The sequence below is a fragment of the Nocardia brasiliensis genome, from assembly GCF_042691675.1.
GTDB classification, from domain to species: domain Bacteria; phylum Actinomycetota; class Actinomycetes; order Mycobacteriales; family Mycobacteriaceae; genus Nocardia; species Nocardia brasiliensis_D.
In genome coordinates this window covers 2,548,435-2,565,694 of sequence record NZ_CP170507.1, presented here as the reverse complement: position 1 = coordinate 2,565,694, position 17,260 = coordinate 2,548,435, and the positions used below count along the sequence as shown (strand labels likewise).

Below are 17,260 nucleotides of genomic sequence, written 5' to 3'. Positions count from 1 at the left end.
ACAGTCACGACGGTGGATGCTAGCGCGAAATCATTGGATGACACAGAGTCCCAGCTATCGGCACTCGAATCGCATACGCCGACTGCGTCGTTCGAGCACCCGGCGCGGAAGCACCGCGCCGGGGTGGTTCGTCGCGGCCGACTCGCGGGGAGCCGGCCGCGGCGGTACGAATCAGCTGCAGGCCGTCGAGGTCTGGCCGAGGTTGGTCAGCATGGCGCAGGCCCAGGACTTCTGGATCTTCCACTTGCCGTTGTCGGCGACGAAGGGCACGTCGACGATGTTCTCCTGGCCGTTGACGACGAACTTGGCCTTGGCGTTGACGCTGTCGCCGAAGCTGGTGACGTCGGTGACCTCGATCTTCACGTCCGCACCCTTGGCTGCCTGGGAGAGGCGGTCCGGCAGGGTCGGGTCGGCCTCGGCGCCCTGGACGCCGTCCAGCTTCTCCGCCGCCGGGACCGCCGGGTCCAGCGCGCGGGCCAGAGCGGTGTTCAGCTCCGCGACGGTCGGGACCGGCGGCAGGTTCGCGGCGCTGGCCGACGCCGACGCCGCGGCGCTGGTCGTCGTCTTGGCGGCCGGCTTGCTGTCCTTGTCGTCGCCGCACGCGGTCATGCCCAGCGCGGCAACGATGGCCAGGCCGGCGATCGCGATGCGTCCAGTCTTACGAAGCTTCAACTGCTCGTCCTTTGCGTTCGAGTAGGTCCGTGTCATGTCCAGCAATGGCAGCCTCCACCCGAGCCGGCGGCGCTGCACGAGCTCCCAGGCTACCGGCACAGAAGACCACCGCGTGGACCCACACGGGACTGACTGATGTCGTCGGCAGCGAACGTACGCGGTGGAATCGGCGATGTCGAGCCGTTCGCCGGGGCGTGGTCACCGCAGACTGCGCAGCGGATCGGCTCTGGTCAGGCTCGGGTCGTCGGCGGCGAAGGTGCGGGCCGGGCCGGGACCGGTCGAGCGGGTCTCGAATCGGACCGTCACGACGCCGTATCCGCCGCCCTGCACCCAGCCGTGGCCGTAGTCGGGATGTTCGACATCCATGCCCCGGTGCCAGAGCGGGATGGAGAGGGCGGGTGCGGCCGCCCCTTCCGGCGGCTCGGCTTCGCCCGGCGGCGGGGCGGCCGGTTCGTGCTCGGCGCCTTCCCACCCGCCGTCCGCGCCGACCGGCGCCTGATCCAGCTCGGGGAACAGGGATTCTTGTCGCACCATGGACAACCCGCCGTAGCCGACACCGACCAGCCGGATCGGGCCGAGCTCGGTCGGGTCGATCGCGGAGCGCTGGGCGGCGGTGGACAGCGTGCTGAGGTCCTCGGTCGCATACGGCAGGGTGAAGGAGCGCGTCACGATGCTCATGTCGGACTTCTTCAATTTGAGTACCACGGTGCGGGCGGCGCGCCCGTCGTCGAGCAGGCGGCGATGTGCCGCCGCCGCCATCGCCTCGATGGCCGGACGGAGTTGCGCGAGCGTGACGATGTCGGTCTCGTAGGTGGTCTCGGCGCTGATCTGCTTGGCCTCGGCGCGTTCGGCGACCGGGCGCTCATCGATGCCGCGCGCCAGCCGGTGCAGCGCGGCGCCGACCGCACCGCCCAGTGTCGACACCGCCTCGGATTCGGGCAGCGCGGCGAACGCGCCGACGGTCTCGATGCCGAGCGAGCGCAGCTTGTGCTCCGCCACCGGGCCGATCCCCCACAGCTTGCGCACCGGCAGCGCGGCCAGCAGCTGTTGCTGCTCGACCGGCGAAACCACCCGTATCCCATCGGGTTTGGCGAGCCCGGAGGCGATCTTGGCCAGCTGCTTGCCGGTGCCCGCACCGACCGATGCGGTGAGCCCGGTGCGTTCGCGCACCATCGTGCGCAGCTCCTCGCAGAATTCGTGCACTCGCGCCACCGTCGCGCCGGCCAGTTCGGCGGGTTCGCCGAATGCCTCGTCGAACGACAGCGTCTCCAGCACCGGGATGCGGCTGCGCAGCGCGTCGAACACCTGCCCGCTGAGCACGCCGTACACGGCGCCGCGTGGCGGCACCACCACCGCGTTGACGCCGACCAGCCGGCGCGCCTGATGCATCGGCATCGCCGAACGCGCGCCGTACACCCGCGCCTCGTAACTGGCGCCCGCGACGACGCCGCGCCCGCCGATGCCGCCGACCAGGACCGGCCGACCGCGCAAGGTGGGACGCGTCAACTGTTCGGCGGAGGCGAAGAACGCATCCATATCGATGTGCAGCACCCAGCGCCGGGCGGTGCTCTGCGCGTCGGCGCGCGCGAGTGGATGCTGTTCGCTCACCGTGACTTCGCCGCGGGTCCCCCGAACTCGGCTACCCGCGGCGGAAGCACGTCAGTCGCCTCGTCCGTACACACGACGGGAAATCTACGCCCGCCCACCGACAAATCCGGACAGCTGCCGAACGCTGGGTGATCGCTGGCCACTAGCTGTTGGTTTCCCGGGAGGGTCGCCGGGCCCACCCTGCCCGGCGGCGAGCGTCCCTCGCACCTCTCGACCAGCGATGAGCTGGGCGAATATCAGCCGCATCCGCGCACTACACGGTTTCGGTGAACAGTCGGCGAAGCGCGGGGACCGGCCTTACCGGCCGCCTTCATATGTGATGATCGGACCTATGAAGATCCGCAAGGCCGTGATCCCGGCCGCCGGTATCGGTTCCCGGCTTCTCCCGCTGACCAAGGCCATCCCGAAGGAGATGCTGCCGGTCGGCGACAAGCCGGTCATCGAGCACACGGTCCGCGAACTCGTCGCGTCGGGCATCACCGACATCACCATCGTGGTCAGCAGCGGAAAGTCGTTGATCCAGGACCACTTCCGACCCAACCCCGCCCTGGTGGCGCAACTGCGCTCGGATGGGAAGACGGCATACGCCGACGCGGTCGAAGAGGTCGGCGAACTGTCCCGGCTCGGGCACATCACCTACCTCGACCAGCACGGCCCGTACGGCAACGGCACCCCGGTCCTGAACGCGGCCCGCAATCTCGGCGACGAGTCGATGCTGGTGCTGTGGCCCGACGACGTGTTCGTCGCCGAAATCCCGCGCGCCCAGCAGTTGATCGACGCCTACGAGGCCACCGGCGCTCCGGTGCTCGCGCTGATGCCGATGGACCCGGCCGAATCGCAGCGCTACGGCGTCCCGGTGGTCGCCGACGACCAGGGCAACGGACTGCTGCGCATCACCGGCCTACGGGAAAAGCCCAAGCCCGAAGACGCTCCGTCGAACTTCGCCGCGATCGGTGGCTACGTGGTCACCCCCGGCATCATCGACGAGCTGCGCACCCAGACCAAGGCCTGGTACAAGCACCGCACCGGCGAGGTCTACCTGACCGACGCGATCAACGTGCACGCCGCCGACAACCCGGTCTTCGGCCAGGTGATCCGTGGCCGCTGGTACGACACCGGCAATCCGGCCGACTACCTGGTCGCCCAGTTCGCGTCCGCGCTCGCGAACCCGCAGTACGGTCCGCTCCTGCGCACCCTCGCCGAGGAGACCGGCGACTGAACCACCCGGGACAGCCGAACGGCTTGCGCCCCAGGGTCAGAAGCGGCGGATGGCGTAGATGTCGAACTGCCGCAGCGGGCTGAGTCCGACCGGGACACCCCAGTCGTAGGCGTTGAAGATCTGGCCGAAACCGGCGTAGATCCCGACATGCGAACCGTCGGTGTTCAACACCACCACGTCGCCGGGTGAGAGCGCGTAGAACGGGACGGGCGCGCCGGCCCGGGCCTGCTCCCAGGTCGTGCGCGGAATGTGGACGCCGACCTGCCGGAACGCCCACTGGACCAGGCCGGAGCAGTCCCAGGCGAATGGTCCGGTGCCGCCCCATTGGTACGGCTTGCCGGTCTGGGTGACGGCCGCCGCCAGCGCACCGACACCGTGTGAGCTGGGCAGGGGAATCGCGGCCGATCCGGCGGCCGAGGCGGAGTCGGCGCTGCCGGTGGCACTACCGGTATCCGACCAGACGGGACCCGCCAGAATCAGCGTCGCGGCGGTCGCCAGGAGAAATCCGAAGGCGATCCGGCGCAAGGGTTTTCTGTTCACGTGCTCGTCCCTTCCGGTTGCCCGGCAGCCGGGCAACCATCCGGCGGCCCCGGCTGACGCCCGGCTCGAGCAGCGTCATCCAGAAGGAGCCGCAGCCGCCGCGCCCGGCGAACGCATACCCGAGCGCAGCTCAATGCAGTTAGGACAATCCACGAACTCACTGCTGCCACAGGAGTCGATCTCCGCAACAACAGCACCACTGCCGATTCTGCCGCGCACTCCGGACCTCCGGAGACGGTTCAGCAAATAACTAGCATGTGATCTATATCACACACCGACTAGCCGGTCTCGGCTTCGGCCACGGCGGCCCGAACCAAAGCGCGGGCCGCCCAGCTCATCGTCTCGGTGGCCGCGGCGGGATCGAGGCCGCAGGTATCACGGGTGGAGACCAGCGCCTCGACACCGAATACCAGGACGACCGCATTCACCAAACGTTCCAGCCGCTCCGGCGAGAGCGTGTCCGCCAGCGGCGCCAACGCGACCCGCGCCATCTCCAGCCGGGTCACCCCGCGCACCGGAACCCGATCCGCCTCAGCGACATCGACCTGACTGAACCAGCGTTCGAGGGTCGCCCGCAGTACACCGCGCCACACCACCTCGTCCGCGAACTGGAAGGCGCAGCACTCGCGCACCACTTTGTCGATGCGCTCCTCCGCGCCTTCGGGCAGGTCGTCCAGGAAATTCGGATAGCCGCCGACGAAGTTCGCCTGCCGGGTGGCCATGTCCGACCACAGCGACTGCGGATTGGGGAAGTACCGGTAGGCGGTGGCGGTGGAGACCTTCGCGGCCTCGGCGACCTCGGCGATCGAGGGCGCATGACCGTTGCGGGCGAGCTCGAGCCCGGCGTTGATCAGCGCCTGCCTGGTGCGCATCTTCTGATTCGTCGCGCGACCACTATTGAGAATCTCGTCTCGCCGTGAGAAAGTCATCTCACCACGATAGCAGATTCTCATTTTCAGGAGGGCGTGGCGATGACCCACGAAGAGATGGACGAGCTGTTCGAGCGACACTGCGCGGCCGAGGCGGCCAACGATGTGGACGCGATCATGGCGACCCTGACCGACGACGTCGAGCACGATGCGGTCGGCGATCCACAAGGCACGCTGCGCGACCCGGTCGCGATCGCCCAGCGCTACCGCGACCTTTTCGACGCGATCAGCGAAGACAAGATGGAGAGCGTGCACCGGTACTACGGCGAGGACTTCTTCGTCGACGAATCCCATTGGTACGGCCGGGCGACCGGCACATTCCTCGGGATCCCCGGCGGCAACCGGCCGATCGACTTCCGGATACTGCACGTCTGCGAGGTCCGCGACGACAAGATCAGCCGGGAGAATGTCTGGCTGGATACGGCCTCGATCGTCCAGCAGTTGACGGCGCCGGTCTGATGGGGGCCTACAAGGCGGCCAAGCGCGGGGCCGCGGCGGAGCGGTGGGAGCGGCGCGACGAGCGCCGAGAAGGCACGGCGGAGTATCTGTTGCCGCCGCTCGGGAGTTGCGTGTCGGCCACACCGGCGAGAACCGGCCAGAACGGACAGAGCCGGGTCCGGGGGTAGCCGAATCGGGGCGGGACCCGCTGGTCCCGCCCCGCAGCGGTGTCAGGCCTTGGTGACCTGTGCCCGCACGCCACCCACCAGCTCGGCGGCCTCGGCGCCCGCGTCGCCGAAGGTGAGGGTGGTGGCGAGGATTTCGCCCGCGATCAGGTCGCGGTGGGTTTCGGCCCACCCGGCCCGATCGGCGGGCACCTCGAGCACCACCGTGATCCGGTCGGAGACGTCCAGCCCCAAGGACTTTCGAGTTTCCTGCAGATCACGGATCAGGTCGCGGGCCCAGCCCTCGGCCTCCAGTTCCTCGGTGACCACCGAGTTCAACACCACCAGGCCCGCATTGCCGGGCAGCGCGGCGGTGGACTCGGGCTCGGCGGCGACCAGGCGCTGGGTGTATTCCTCAGGGAGCAGGGCGATTCCGGCGGCGGTGACGAGGCCGTCGGCGTCCTCGGACCATTCGCCCGCCTTGACCGCCTTGATCACCGTCTGCACGTCCTTGCCGAGGCGCGGACCCGCGGCACGGGCGTTGACGACCAGTTCGAAGCGGCCGTGCACGGCGACGTCGGTGGTCAGATCGACCTTCTTGACGTTGACCTCGTCGGCGATGATGTCGGCGTACGGGGCCAACCGCTCGGCGTCGGCCGCGGCGATGGTGACCTCGGCCAGCGGCAGGCGCACCCGCAGGTTCTGCGCCTTGCGCAGGCTCAGCACCGTGGAGCAAACCACCCGGGCCTCGTCCATCGCGGCGACCAGCTCCGGATCGGCGGGCAGCTCGGCGTCTTTCGGCCAGTCGGTCAGGTGCACCGACTCGCCGCCGGTGAGCCCACGCCAGATCACCTCGGTGATCAGCGGCAGCAGCGGCGCGGCCAGCCTGGTGACCACCTCGAGCACGGTGTGCAGGGTGTCCACCGCATCGGGGTCCTCGCTCCAGAAGCGCGAACGCGACCGGCGCACATACCAATTGGTGAGCGCGTCGGCGAACCCGCGCAGCTGTTCGCAGGCGCCCGCGATGTCGTAGACCTCGAGCGCCTCGGTCATCGCGTCCCGGGTCTCCGCGAGCTTTGCCAAGATGTAGCGATCCAGCACATTCGGCGAATCCGTGCGCCAGGTACCGGATTTCGAGGCATACAGCTGCAGGAATGTCCACGCGTTCCACAGCGGCCGCAGCGCATGGCTGACGCCCTCGCGGATGCCGCGCTCGGTGACGATGAGATTGCCACCACGCAGGATCGGCGAACTCATCAGGAACCAGCGCATGGCGTCGGAGCCGTCCCGGTCGAACACCTGGTTCACGTCCGGGTAGTTGCCCTTGGACTTGCTCATCTTCAGGCCGTCGTCACCGAGCACGATGCCGTGCGCGGCAACGGTTTTGAAGGCCGGGCTGTCGAACAGCGCGGTGGCGAGCACGTGCAGGGTGTAGAACCAGCCGCGGGTCTGCCCGTTGTACTCGACGATGAAATCGCCCGGGAAGTGGCTGTCGAACCACTCCTTGTTGTCGAACGGGTAGTGCACCTGCGCATACGGCATCGAGCCCGACTCGAACCAGCAGTCGAGCACCTCGGGCACCCGGCGCATGGTCGACTTGCCGGTCGGGTCATCCGGATTCGGCCGGGTCAGCTCATCGATCATCGGCCGGTGCAGGTCGTCCGGGCGCACGCCGAAGTCGCGCTCCAGCTCGTCGAGCGAGCCGTACACGTCCATCCGCGGGTAGGCCGGGTCGTCGGAAACCCACACCGGGATCGGGCTGCCCCAGTAGCGGTTCCGGCTGATGTTCCAGTCCCGCGCGCCTTCCAGCCACTTGCCGAACTGGCCGTCGCGGATGTGTTCGGGCACCCAGGTGATCTGCTTGTTCAGCTCGACCATCCGGTCGCGGAACTTGGTGACCGCGACGAACCAGGACGGCACCGCCATGTAGATCAGCGGCTGACCGGAACGCCAGCTGTGCGGGTAGGAGTGCTCGATCGTCTCGTGCCGCAACAGCTTTCCCGCGGCCTTGAGGTCCTTGATGATCACCGGGTTCGCGTCGAACACCATCAGGCCCTCGTACGGCGGCACCATCGAGGTGAACTTGCCGCCCGCGTCGAGCGGTTGCACGATCTCGATGCCGTTCGCGGTGGCGACATCCATGTCCTCCTCACCGAAAGCCGGTGCGAGGTGGACGATTCCGGTACCGGAGTCGGTGGTCACGTAGTCGGCGTTCAGCACGCGGTGCGCGTTGGGGTGGCCAGCGAAGAAGTCGAACGGCGGCTCGTACGACAGATCGGTCAGCGCCGCGCCGTCGTACTCGCCGAGTACCTCGGGCTGCTCGCCGAATTCGCGGGTGTAGTGCGACACGCGTTCGGCCGCCAGCAGATAGCGCTTACCGTCGGCGGCGCGCAGCTGCACGTAGCGGATGTCGGGGTGCACCGCGATCGCCAGGTTCGACGGCAGGGTCCACGGGGTGGTGGTCCAGATCAGCGCGTTGGCGCCGTCCAGCTCGTGCAGCGGATGCTCGGCGGGCACGCGCAGCACCATGTCGACGGTGACCGCCGGGTCCTGACGCATCTTGTACGCATCATCGAGGCGGGTTTCCTGATTCGACAGCGGCGTCTGCTCGTACCAGCTGTAGGGCAGCACCCGGAAGCCTTGGTAGATCAAACCCTTCTCGTGCAGCGACTTGAACGCCCACATCACCGACTCCATGAAGTCGAGATCGAGTGTCTTGTAGTCGTTGTCGAAGTCGACCCAGCGGGCCTGACGCGTCACGTAATCGCGCCATTCACCGGTGTAGCGCAGTACCGAAGATTTGCAGGCCGCGTTGAATTCGGCGAGGCCCATTGCGTCGATCTGTGATTTGTCCGTGATACCGAGCTGCTTTTCCGCCTCGATTTCCGCGGGCAATCCGTGACAGTCCCAGCCGAAACGCCGGTCGACACGCTTGCCGCGCATCGTCTGGAAACGCGGTACCAGATCCTTGACGTATCCGGTGAGCAAATGCCCATAATGTGGCAGACCGTTGGCAAAGGGCGGTCCGTCGTAGAAGACGAACTCCGCTGCCCCGGAACGGTTTTCGATGCTCGCGCGGAAGGTGTCGGCGGCCGCCCACGCGTCGAGTACGCGGCGCTCCAGATCGGGGAACGACGATCCCGAGCCGACACCAAGGTCGACCCGCGGGTACCCGCTGTTGCTGGAAGTTTGGTCCGCCATCGCGGATGCGTCTCCTCGTGCCGTCTTCGTTGGCACGGGGACGATGCCGACGCCCGGTGCGCCGAAACCGCGGTACCACCCCGCTTGTCCGGCCTGAGCTGCCGAACCTCTCATTGCGAGCTGTGACGGGCTCACCCGTTCGGTTCTACTGAGCGGCGCCACCGAGCGGGTAGCACGCGCTGTTCTTCCGAAGGCTCCCCGGTGATAGCCGGATCGACACCGTGTTCATGTTTGATTCTAGCCAGTACGGTCAACCCTGTTTTCGGCGCACCTGCCGGGCGACGGTACGCCCTCAACGTTTGGCGTGACGCCCAGGTGGCGGCGGAGTGGAGTCTCCGTCCGGCCGACGCATAGACAGGGCACTCACCAGCAACAGCACCGCGCCGAGTACGCAAACCACGATGCAGCCCCACGCCCAGATCACCGATCCGGTGGTCAGCGCCGCCACGAGTAGGGCGAATCCGACGGCGGCAAGAACAAGTGTCAAGACGAGCATGGGGACCCCCCGAAGGGATGGCAGGCGGGCTCGACAGTTCCTCTAGTTGTACGAACTGCGGTGCTCGGGGTGAGCGGCTACTTGCCACCCTTGGCAAACGTGGCGGGCTGCAGGTTGTTGGCCGTATTGGCGTCGGCGAACGCCTCGCCACCGTCGACGGGTACCGCCGAGCCGCGGTTTTCCAGCTCCTCGAGCTGCGACTCCAGGTAGGACTTCAGCCGCACCCGGTATTCCCGCTCGAAGGTCTTGAGCTGCTCGATCCGGCTCTCCAGCACGCTGCGCTGCTGGGTGATGGTCGCCATGATCTCGGTGTGCTTGCGCTCGGCATCGGCCTGCAGTGCATCGGCCTTTTCCTTGGCCTGACGGAGCTGGTTGTCCGAGCGGGACTGCGCGTCCGACAGCATCGCGTCGGCCTTCTGGCGGGCGTCGGCGATCATCGCCTCGGACCGGGTCCGGGCATCGCCGACCAGACGCTCAGAGTTTGCCCTGGCGTTGGACAGCAGGTTCTCCGCCTCCACCTTGGCGTCGCTGGTCAGCCGGTCCGCCATCTCCTGGGCGAGGCTGAGCACCTTGGCGGCCTGCAGGTTCGCGTCCGCACTGGGCGCGTCCTTCTGGACGGGTGCGGGCATCGGCGCAGGCGGGGCCACCGGAACCGGCGGCTTGATCGGCTCGGGCTGCGGCGGTGGTGCCTGCTGGACAGGCGCTTTCACGTTGTTCGGGCCGACCGGGCCGCGATTCTTCTTGGCATCAGCCAGTTCTGCGTCGAGTTCGGCGACCCGCTGACGCAGATCAGCGTTTTCCTCGATCAGACGCGAGAGCTCCTGCTCGACGAGATCCAGGAAGGCGTCGACTTCATCCTCGTTGTAGCCGCGCTTCCCGATCGGCGGTTTGCTGAACGCGACGTTGTGCACATCGGCTGGAGTCAGCGGCATGGAAGGATCCCTTCACGCGTCTTTTGGAGATCTAGCAGATCTAGCAAGCTACTTCACGGCCCATTCTGTCACACCGGGGCTACCGGTTGCCCGAGCCTGCCCACGATCGACATCAAGATGAAGACGATGAAAAGCAGGACCATAATCGACAGATCCAGGCGAATTCCCCCCAGTGACACCGGTGGTATCAAGCGCCTCAGGAGTTTCACCGGAGGATCGGTGATCGTGAAGATCACCTCGAGGATGACGACAACGACACCGGTGGGGCGCCAGTCGCGAGCAAAGCTACGGATGAACTCGACGATCACCCGGCTGATCAGCAACAGCCAGAAGATGAACAGTACGAAGTACAGCACCGCGAACAAGGCCACGACTTCACTCTGCCGCAAAATCCGCTTTGCGCAAAATGACCGCGCCGCCGCGCATGCGACCGGTCTGCAACTCCCCCCAGATCACGACCTTATTTCTGGTTGTAGAAGCCGGTTTCGGCGATGCGTCGGCGTTCTTCGGCTGATACGTCGACATCGGCCGGTGAGAGGAGGAACACCTTCGTGGCCACCTTGTCGAACGAGCCACGTAACGCGAACGCGAGTCCGGCGGCGAAGTCGACCAGCCGCTTGGCGTCGGCGTTGCTCAGCTCGACCAGGTCCATGATCACCGGGTTGCCCTCGCGGAATCGCTCGCCGATGATGCGGGCCTCGCTGTAGTCACGCGGGCGCAGTGTGGTGATCTTGGACAAGGGGCCTCCGTCCTCGAAGATCCCCGGCCTGCGCGCGGGTGCCGGCTCGGGGCGCACGCGCTCCTCCAGCCGCCGCTCTTCGGCTTCGGGATCGACGGCGAGCGCACCGCGGGTAGCGCCACGCAGCGACGGCGCGCTGCCGCCCGCCCGGAACCGGCCCGACGACGGCGCGGCCTCGATCCGGGTGGGACGCCGCGGCGCCTCGTAGCGGTCTTCGCCGTAGGGCTCGTCGGCGTAGTCGTCGCGGCGGGAAACGGGGTACCCGGCCTTGTACGGCGACTTGTAGGCGGGCTCCGGGTAGTCGACCTCTTCGCGGTCGAACCCGTCGGCGCCGTAATGGTCTGCGCCGTAACGGTCTTCGGGATACCGGTCGGCACCGTAGGCGCCGCGGTCGGCGTAGTCACGGGGCCGTGGCCTGCGCGCACCGCGCTCGTCACCGGCCCGGGGAGCACGATCGTCGACGTAGTCGTCTTCGTAATCCTCCAGCGGAACCATGCCGAAGTAGGCCTTGAACTTGTGCAGCGTGCTCATGACCGCGCCTCGCTGTCGCTCGGCTCCGTCATGACCACGATGGTGGCTGCGTCGACCGTTCGCTCGCTTCGCTCGCTCATGACCGCGCCTCGCTCTCGCCAGGCTCCGGCTTGACCACGGACGTGACGACGTCGACTGTTCGCTCGCTCCGCTCGCTCATGACCGCGCCTCGCTCTCGCTCGGCTCCGTCATGACCACGATGGTGGCTGCGTCGATTACTCGCTCGCTGCGCTCGCTCATTTTGGTCGACCTTCCTTCGGCCCCGGTGGCGGCCGGGTGTTGAAGTCTTGCTCAGCCCTCGTCTGTCCCAAGCATATGTGTCGAATGTGACTGATGAGGTTTCTTTGCTACGCCGAGGTTATCGGTCGAGCGCCCATCAAGGCGGTACCGACACGCACACACGTCGAGCCGTGTTCGATCGCGGATTCCAGATCGCCCGACATTCCTGCGGAAAGTTCTGTCGCGCCGGGATGCTCGGCGAGTAGCAGCGTGTGCAAAGTCGCAAGTCGCGCAAATGCCGCATCAGACTCAGCCCCCAATGGCGGAATAGCCATCAGACCGGACAGTCGTAATCCCGAAGATGCCGCAACGTGATCCGCGAGTCGGGTCAATTCGCCGGGCGCGACACCGCCGCGCGACGGGTCCTCATCCAGGCTCACCTGCAACAGGACGCGCACCGGTTCGGTGCGCTCCCCCGCGTCGAGGGCGGCCCGCGCACCCGCGTCAAGGGCTGTTGCCAGGCGTTCGCTGTCGACCGAATGCACGGTGTGCGCCCACCGCGCGACGATCTTCGCCTTGTTGCGCTGGAGCCGTCCGATCATGTGCCACTGGACATCCGAGAGGTCTTCGTCACCTACCAGCTCGGGCACCGCCGCCACCTTGGCCGTTGCCTCCTGCTCGCGCGACTCACCGAACTCGCGCCGACCGAGGCGGTACAGGATCGCCACGTCCTCGGCCGGGAAAAACTTCGTCACGGGGAGTAGACGCACCGAGCCCGGATCCCGCCCCGCCGCAAGGCAAGCCGCGTCTACTCGCTGCAGTAGCCCGGCCAGGTTCGTGGCCAATTCGGCAGTCCGCTCACCGATGGCCGCCGCGGTCTCCGGTTCCGCCGCCCGGCTCATGCGCCCGCCTCGGCCCAGATCACGCTGCCCAGCCGCCCGGTGGGCGCGCCGCGACGGTGGCTGAACAAGGTGCGATCTTCAATGGTGCAGCGCGGGTCGACGGCCACCCCGCTGACTCCGGCTTCGATGAGCTGCCTGCGGATTCCGGCGCGCAGGTCCAGCGAGGGGGTATTGCGCACCGTGGTGGCGGCACTGCCCGGCAGATGCGCCTCGACGTCGGCCCGCATGGCGGCGGGCACTTCGTACTGGCGCCCCGAGGCGGCCGGACCCAGGAACGCGCCGATCCGATCCACCCGAGCACCCACCGACACCATCGCCTCGAGCACGCGCGGAACGATCCCGATCCTGGCCCCGATCCGCCCCGCGTGCACCGCGGCGAGCACACCCGCCTCGTCATCGGACAACAGGATTGGCACACAATCGGCAGTCAGCACCACCAGGGCGAGGCCGGGCACAGTGGTCACGATGGCATCGGTGGCAGGCACCGGCTCCTCTCGTGGGCCGTCGATGATCTCGACATTGCGCCCGTGAATCTGTTCCATCCACACCAGTCGGTCCGGGGTCAGCCCGATCCCCTCGGCCAGCCGCTCGCGATTGCGCCGCACCGCCGCCGGATCGTCACCGACATGATCGCCGAGATTGAACGACTCGTACGGCGGCGCCGAAAACCCGCCCGCCCTGGTCGTCGTCACTCGCCGAACGGTCAAAGTCGGAGCAGAAGTCATCCCCCAACCCTAGTCAACCGCCCCACCATCACCCCCGTCCCCGAGCTCACAGACCCTCCATACGGTTCACGGCCGCTAGCGGCTCTGTGGAGCGCATGGACCGTCTGTGAGATCAACGACTTTCGAGCGCGACGGTACAGACGACGAAGGCCCTGGTCCCGCGGGACCAGGGCCTTCGTGTTCAGCTGTTCGCGTCAGCGCCGCATGAAGGAGGGCACGTCGACGTCGTCGTCATCGTCGTCGGGGGGCTCGATGTGGGTGCGGGCATTGTTCGCCACCGTCGGTTCGGCCAATCGGGCCCGTTCGGTGTCCCGGTAGCTCGGCACCGCGCCGCGGGTGGAGGTGCTCGCGGTGGCGGAGGCTACGTCGCTGCCGCGTGCCGCGACCTCAGCGGTACGGCTCTGACCGACCTCGCCTGCGCGGGCCGATCCGATGGCGCCCCGGCTCGCGGTGTCGAAGGTACGCCGGGCGGGTCCTCCACCGTCAAAACCCGCTGCGATCACGGTGACTCGCACTTCGTCGCCGAGCGAGTCGTCGATCACCGTGCCGAAGATGATGTTGGCCTCGATGTGCGCGGCCTCCTGGACCAGCGACGCGGCCTCGTTGATCTCGAATAGGCCGAGGTCGGAACCGCCCGCGATGGACAGCAGCACGCCGTGCGCACCGTCCATGGACGCCTCCAGCAGCGGCGAGTTGATCGCCGATTCAGCGGCCTTCACCGAGCGGCCCTCGCCGCGCGCGGAGCCGATGCCCATCAGCGCGCTGCCCGCGCCGGACATCACGCTCTTGACGTCGGCGAAGTCGACGTTGATCAGGCCAGGGGTGGTAATCAGGTCGGTGATGCCCTGCACACCGTTGAGCAGCACCTCGTCCGCCGAGCGGAACGCGTCCATCAGGCTCACCGCCGCGTCGCCGAGCTGGAGCAGCCGATCGTTCGGGATCACGATGAGCGTGTCGCAGGACTCGCGCAGCTGGGTGATGCCGGTTTCGGCCTGACCACCGCGCCGCTTGCCCTCGAACGAGAACGGGCGGGTGACCACACCGATGGTGAGCGCGCCGAGCTTGCGCGCGATCTGGGCGACGACCGGCGCGCCACCGGTACCGGTGCCACCGCCCTCGCCCGCGGTGACGAAGACCATGTCGGCGCCCTTGAGCACCTCTTCGATCTCGTCCTTGTGGTCCTCGGCGGCCCGGCGGCCGACTTCGGGGTCGGCGCCGGCGCCGAGACCACGGGTCAGTTCCCGGCCGACGTCGAGCTTGACGTCGGCATCACTCATCAGCAGGGCCTGCGCGTCGGTGTTGACCGCGATGAACTCGACACCTTTGAGGCCCTGTTCGATCATCCGGTTGACGGCATTCACACCGCCGCCGCCGATACCGACGACCTTGATCACGGCAAGGTAGTTGTGCGGGGGCGTCATGGGCTCTCGCCTTCCTTCGATCTAAAGCCTGTCGTTTTCGGATTCGAGACACTCCGCCGGTTCGCCTGAGCGGCTTCACTCAGCGATCCGCCGCCCGGGCAAACCCTAAACCTCAACCATAGGGTTAGCGTTATGTCAAGTATCCGACTGCTGCGGAACGCTATTCGTCGCCGCCGCAATACGCGCGCAGGCGCGCCGAAACGAGCGACAGAATCTTGTGTGATCCCTCTCGTCTCGCAGCCCCACACGACGTATGGTGAACGGTTGCCCCCCGGCGCTCCGCGCGGCAATTCGACGCGGGCGCAATGGGTATCGATCACTTTACCGTGACCAGATTAGGACTCGAAACATCGAACACCGTTCCAGGGCGGGTCAGCAGCGGAAGAACGACCGCCGACTTGCGTTCGCCGTCGTTCATCCCACCCCAGAGTACCGTGCGGCCATCCTTCAGATTCAGCGAAATATCCGAAATGGACCGTGCCACAACCTCGTCCACCTGAATCGCCAGCGCAGGCGGCAGCACCGCGAGCACCGCGACGGCGGCCCTGGTGACGGGGGCGTCACTGGCCGGGTGCTCGGTCACCAACCTGGGTACCCCGATCGGCGCCGCCTCGATCGCGAATTCGACGCTCTCGGCGTCCAGCAGGTGCGCACCCTGCGGACTTTCGAAAAACAGCACCGGAACGCGCTCGACAACGGTCACCTTCACCGTCGACGGGAATACCCGCTGCACCCGCGCCGTGCGGACCTTCGGAATACTCGCGACCCGCCGGGCGATCTCGGTCGTGTCGATGCGCAGCATCGAGCGTCCGGACGGTATTTCGAGCAGATCGCGGACCTGCTGTTCGGGCACCGCGACTACGCCGTCGACTTCGACGGTACGCACCGAGAGCACCGGGGTGAACCATGCGACGACACCGACGATTGTAAGGACGCACACACCCAGCAATCCCCACACCCGGATCCGCCGCCACCCGTCCGGGCCGAGCCGCGCGCCGATCGATCGCGCCGCGCCGAAGCCCGTCCGGCGCACCGACCCGACGTCGCGCCGCGAACCGCCACCACGGGTCACGCCGGTCACCGCCCGTACTGGGGCCGCGCCCGTAGGCCGTCGAGGATCTGGCTGCCGAGCATCGTCACATCACCCGCACCCATGGTGATCACGACGTCACCGGGCAACGCCAGCCGGGCGACCTGACGGCCGACCCGCGACATATCCGGCTGGTAGTGCACGGGTTTGGTGACCGACTGGGCCACCAGCGCACCGTTCACGCCGGGCAGCGGCTTCTCGCGCGCGCCGTACACGTCCAGCACGACGACCTCGTCGGCCAGGCTGAGCGCGGCGCCGAAGTCCTGCGCGAAGGTCGCGGTGCGGCTGTACAGATGCGGTTGGAAGACGACGATCACCCGCCCCTGCCGGGATCGTGCGCCGTCGCGGGCTTCCTGCTGCACCAGCTCGGCCGCGGCGCCGAGCACGGCCCGCACCTCGGTCGGATGGTGGGCGTAATCGTCGAAGACGCGCACCCCGTTCTCCCGCCCGGCGAACTGGAACCGCCGGTGCACGCCACCGAAACCCTCCAGGCCCTGGATGATTTCGTCCACGTCGGCGCCCGCGGCCCGGGCGGCGAGCAGTGCGGCCAGCGCGTTCAACGCCATATGCCGGCCCGGCACCGACAACCGCAGGGTGCGCGGCGCCGCTTCGTCGGCCAGCTGGAACTGGGCGATGCCGCCGACATCGCGCGGCTCCCAGCTGTGCAGGCGCACGCCGACCGGGATCGGCGCGTCGGCGAGTTCGCCGGAGCCGTAACCGAGGACGCGAATGTTATTCTCCGCCAGCCGGGGGCCGACCCGTTCGGCCAGCGCCCGGGAACCGGGATCGTCCAGGCAGACCACCAGCAGGCCGCCCTCGGCGAGCCGGTCGGTGAAGTCGTCGAAGACCTGGACGTAGGCCTCGTCCGTGCCGAAGTAGTCCAGGTGGTCGGATTCGATATTGGTGACCACCGCGACGTCCGGGTCGTATTGCAGCAGCGACCCGTCGCTTTCGTCGGCCTCGGCGACGAAGATGTCGCCGGTGCCGTGGTGGGCGTTGGTGCCCGCTTCGTTCAGCTCGCCGCCGACCGCGAAGGACGGATCGAATCCGCAGTGCTGCAACGACACGATGAGCATCGAGGTGGTAGAGGTCTTCCCGTGCGTGCCGGAGACCAGCAGCGTGCGATGCCCCTGCATCAGCGACGCCAGCACAGCGGGCCGCAGCAGCACCGGGATATCGCGCCGATTCGCTTCCAGCAGTTCGGGATTGGTCTTCGGGATGGCCGCGTAGGTGGTGACCACGACGGTCGGTCCGCCGGGTAGCAGGTCGAGGGCGCTGGCGTCGTGGCCGATGCGCACCTGCGCGCCCCGCGCCCGCAGCGCGAGCACGCCGCGGCTCTCCTTGGCGTCCGAGCCGGACACGGCGCCGCCACGGGAGAGCAGGATGCGCGCGATCCCGGACATCCCGGCACCGCCGATCCCGACCATGTGCACC

Annotated in this window: 16 protein-coding genes; 2 read left to right on the top strand and 14 right to left on the bottom strand. The window is 67.7% G+C overall.

All coding sequences use genetic code 11. The features are described from left to right. Positions 1-171: 171 nt before the first annotated feature. Positions 172-771 (bottom strand): hypothetical protein, encoded by a 600-nt coding sequence (locus ACFK0J_RS11990; RefSeq protein WP_378739390.1) that lies wholly within the window; start codon positions 769-771, stop codon positions 172-174. A gap of 99 nt (positions 772-870) precedes the next feature. Then, positions 871-2,280 (bottom strand): DNA polymerase IV, encoded by a 1,410-nt coding sequence (locus ACFK0J_RS11985; protein WP_378739387.1) that lies wholly within the window; start codon positions 2,278-2,280, stop codon positions 871-873. Positions 2,281-2,611: 331 nt separating this feature from the next. Here ACFK0J_RS11985 and ACFK0J_RS11980 point away from each other — a divergent pair, with 331 nt between their 5' ends. After that, entirely contained in the window at positions 2,612-3,499 is an 888-nt protein-coding gene (locus ACFK0J_RS11980; protein WP_378739385.1) for a UTP--glucose-1-phosphate uridylyltransferase, read from the top strand. A gap of 36 nt (positions 3,500-3,535) precedes the next feature. On the opposite strand, the gene ACFK0J_RS11975 is transcribed toward ACFK0J_RS11980, so the two are convergent. Both ACFK0J_RS11975 and ACFK0J_RS11970 read right to left on the bottom strand, forming a co-directional pair. Beyond that, on the bottom strand, positions 3,536-4,039 hold the full coding sequence (locus tag ACFK0J_RS11975) for an NlpC/P60 family protein (protein WP_378739383.1): 504 nt from the start codon (positions 4,037-4,039) through the stop codon (positions 3,536-3,538). Positions 4,040-4,317: 278 nt separating this feature from the next. Further along, positions 4,318-4,968 carry a TetR/AcrR family transcriptional regulator gene (locus ACFK0J_RS11970; RefSeq protein WP_378739381.1) on the bottom strand — a complete coding sequence of 217 codons (651 nt, stop codon included), beginning with the start codon at positions 4,966-4,968 and terminating at the stop codon, positions 4,318-4,320. Positions 4,969-5,010: 42 nt separating this feature from the next. On the opposite strand from ACFK0J_RS11970, the gene ACFK0J_RS11965 reads away from it, so the two are divergent. Continuing rightward, entirely contained in the window at positions 5,011-5,427 is a 417-nt protein-coding gene (locus ACFK0J_RS11965; RefSeq protein WP_378739378.1) for an ester cyclase, read from the top strand. A gap of 209 nt (positions 5,428-5,636) precedes the next feature. Here the strand turns inward: ACFK0J_RS11965 and ileS are convergent, their stop codons facing one another. The 10 genes from ileS to murC all read right to left on the bottom strand — a co-directional run bounded on the left by ileS (position 5,637) and on the right by murC (position 17,253). Then, complete coding sequence (gene ileS / locus ACFK0J_RS11960; protein ID WP_378739376.1) at positions 5,637-8,771, bottom strand: isoleucine--tRNA ligase; 3,135 nt, start codon at positions 8,769-8,771, stop codon at positions 5,637-5,639. A 292-nt stretch (positions 8,772-9,063) separates the two neighbouring features. After that, a complete protein-coding gene (locus tag ACFK0J_RS11955; RefSeq protein WP_378739374.1) occupies positions 9,064-9,267 on the bottom strand; it encodes a hypothetical protein in 204 nt (67 codons plus the stop codon). Positions 9,268-9,344: 77 nt separating this feature from the next. Continuing rightward, positions 9,345-10,199 (bottom strand): DivIVA domain-containing protein, encoded by an 855-nt coding sequence (locus ACFK0J_RS11950; protein ID WP_378739372.1) that lies wholly within the window; start codon positions 10,197-10,199, stop codon positions 9,345-9,347. A gap of 68 nt (positions 10,200-10,267) precedes the next feature. Continuing rightward, positions 10,268-10,570: a YggT family protein gene (locus ACFK0J_RS11945; protein ID WP_040733487.1), complete on the bottom strand. Its 303-nt coding sequence runs from the start codon at positions 10,568-10,570 to the stop codon at positions 10,268-10,270. Between the two features lie 89 nt (positions 10,571-10,659). Beyond that, on the bottom strand, positions 10,660-11,469 hold the full coding sequence (locus ACFK0J_RS11940; protein ID WP_378739370.1) for a cell division protein SepF: 810 nt from the start codon (positions 11,467-11,469) through the stop codon (positions 10,660-10,662). A 347-nt stretch (positions 11,470-11,816) separates the two neighbouring features. Continuing rightward, positions 11,817-12,590 carry a YggS family pyridoxal phosphate-dependent enzyme gene (locus tag ACFK0J_RS11935; RefSeq protein WP_378739368.1) on the bottom strand — a complete coding sequence of 258 codons (774 nt, stop codon included), beginning with the start codon at positions 12,588-12,590 and terminating at the stop codon, positions 11,817-11,819. Next, entirely contained in the window at positions 12,587-13,315 is a 729-nt protein-coding gene (pgeF, locus tag ACFK0J_RS11930; protein WP_378739366.1) for a peptidoglycan editing factor PgeF, read from the bottom strand. Before pgeF ends, ACFK0J_RS11935 begins: the two co-directional genes overlap by 4 nt. 194 nt (positions 13,316-13,509) lie before the next feature. Further along, positions 13,510-14,736 (bottom strand): cell division protein FtsZ, encoded by a 1,227-nt coding sequence (gene ftsZ, locus ACFK0J_RS11925; protein WP_378739364.1) that lies wholly within the window; start codon positions 14,734-14,736, stop codon positions 13,510-13,512. A gap of 316 nt (positions 14,737-15,052) precedes the next feature. After that, positions 15,053-15,736, bottom strand: coding sequence for a cell division protein FtsQ/DivIB (locus ACFK0J_RS11920; RefSeq protein WP_378742775.1), 684 nt, complete (start codon positions 15,734-15,736; stop codon positions 15,053-15,055). 77 nt (positions 15,737-15,813) lie between these two features. Further along, complete coding sequence (murC, locus tag ACFK0J_RS11915) at positions 15,814-17,253, bottom strand: UDP-N-acetylmuramate--L-alanine ligase (RefSeq protein ID WP_378742773.1); 1,440 nt, start codon at positions 17,251-17,253, stop codon at positions 15,814-15,816. Positions 17,254-17,260: the final 7 nt, after the last annotated feature.